This is a genomic window from Salmonella sp. NW645 (genome assembly GCF_051703725.1).
Lineage (GTDB): Bacteria > Pseudomonadota > Gammaproteobacteria > Enterobacterales > Enterobacteriaceae > Salmonella > Salmonella enterica.
In genome coordinates, this window is record NZ_JAMMKR010000025.1 from 1 (window position 1) to 1,675 (window position 1,675).

The 1,675-nt window shown below is 38.9% G+C and carries 2 protein-coding genes; one reads left to right on the forward strand and one right to left on the reverse strand.

Annotated features, from left to right (window positions below; all coding sequences use genetic code 11):
* Positions 1–218: 218 nt before the first annotated feature.
* Positions 219–605: a bleomycin binding protein gene (gene bleO / locus NA389_RS21880; RefSeq protein WP_063102497.1), complete on the forward strand. Its 387-nt coding sequence runs from the start codon at positions 219–221 to the stop codon at positions 603–605.
* Between the two features lie 319 nt (positions 606–924).
* Here bleO and NA389_RS21885 read toward each other — a convergent pair whose 3' ends face one another.
* Entirely contained in the window at positions 925–1,317 is a 393-nt protein-coding gene (locus tag NA389_RS21885) for a pyridoxamine 5'-phosphate oxidase family protein (protein WP_000084745.1), read from the reverse strand.
* Positions 1,318–1,675: the final 358 nt, after the last annotated feature.

Here is a 1,675-nt window from a genome sequence, read left to right on the forward strand (position 1 = left end):
GGTAAGCAGAGTTTTTGAAATGTAAGGCCTTTGAATAAGACAAAAGGCTGCCTCATCGCTAACTTTGCAACAGTGCCGCCCCAGCAGCATCTCCAGCTGTGAACGCTGTTCGGCTGACGGTATCAGTGCCAGTTTGTTCCACAGGCGCAACGTCGCCTTTTCCCTTACCTCTGAAATCAACCGGGTCAGCGTAGTGGCTCCGGGGAGAATAATAGTCTATCCCGGCATTGCCAGTCGGGGATATTAAAAAGAGTATAGGTTTTTATTGCGATAAACTAGGTTTCACTTTGGTTCACCATGAAGATGGATTCGCAGTTCTAATGTGTAATGAGGTTCGGATTCATCTATGGGAGGCAAGTGATGAAGGCTGGCGCTCTCGTAGTAATGATTCACCGGTTTGTACAGGTGCGGAGTCGTTTATTGCTGGTACTGCTAGTTGCCGCATTGAAGTAGAGGGAATTGATGAATTATATCAACATATTAAGCCTTTGGGCATTTTGCACCCCAATACATCATTAAAAGATCAGTGGTGGGATGAACGAGACTTTGCAGTAATTGATCCCGACAACAATTTGATTAGCTTTTTTCAACAAATAAAAAGCTAAAATCTATTATTAATCTGTTCAGCAATCGGGCGCGATTGCTGAATAAAAGATACGAGAGACCTCTCTTGTATCTTTTTTATTTTGAGTGGTTTTGTCCGTTACACTAGAAAACCGAAAGACAATAAAAATTTTATTCTTGCTGAGTCTGGCTTTCGGTAAGCTAGACAAAACGGACAAAATAAAAATCTAAATATGCTTGAACAACTTGTAACTTAAATTCATAACTGTATTTTGCCATAAAAAATGACCTCCCATAAGTTAGATTTTTGGTCTAACTTATGGGGGTCAGTTCATTCTACACTTGGGCTGCATGTTTTGATTAATTATCTAATATCTCCGGATCTCCTGTAAAGGAATATAAAACTGCCTGCATGTTTTTCAAATAAAATACGGTGAATTTCCCATCATCAGCGCTATACCAATCTCTCAAAGGCGGATTTGCTTCAAGCATTGCTTCCCTTGCTTCCACGGTATCATCAATTACGGCTTCGCCGGTGAGCCGAATCCATTTTCCTTTTGCCATACCTGAGACTTCCACCTTTGAATTTGCCAATAACTGCTGATAAACTTTTTTCTGATTGGTTGTACCAAGATAGACCTTGCCATTCCTCTCCATGGCTGCATTAAACGGTCTGACCCTTGGCTGGTCTCCTTCAACGGTTGCAAAATAAAAAGTTTTTGCTTCATTTAAAAAATCAACAACTTGACTCATCCTTTTTTACCTCCATAAATAAATTTTTCTTTACTTTTCTTTGACCTAAATTCCACGTGCATTTTTTATTAGCTTAAAAGAACACTATTTCACGAAGAATTTAAACTGATACTCCCACATTGTAACATTATTTACCACCACCTTTCAATCTTTTTCAATAAATTATTGATTGCAACTTTTGAGTAAAGATACTTATTAAACCCTGCAAGTTATCCACAGAGCAACACTCGATTTTCAAGATGATATCTTTATTATACCAGACATTTTTCATACACTTCCTTGGGCACTGTTGCAAAGTTAGCGATGAGGCAGCCTTTTGTCTTATTCAAAGGCCTTACATTTCAAAAACTCTGCTTAC

Coding starts and splice junctions, on each gene's coding strand:
- NA389_RS21885 (WP_000084745.1), bottom strand. CDS start 1,317: ATGAGTCAAGTTGTTGATTTTTTAAATGAAGCAAAAACTTTTTATTTT.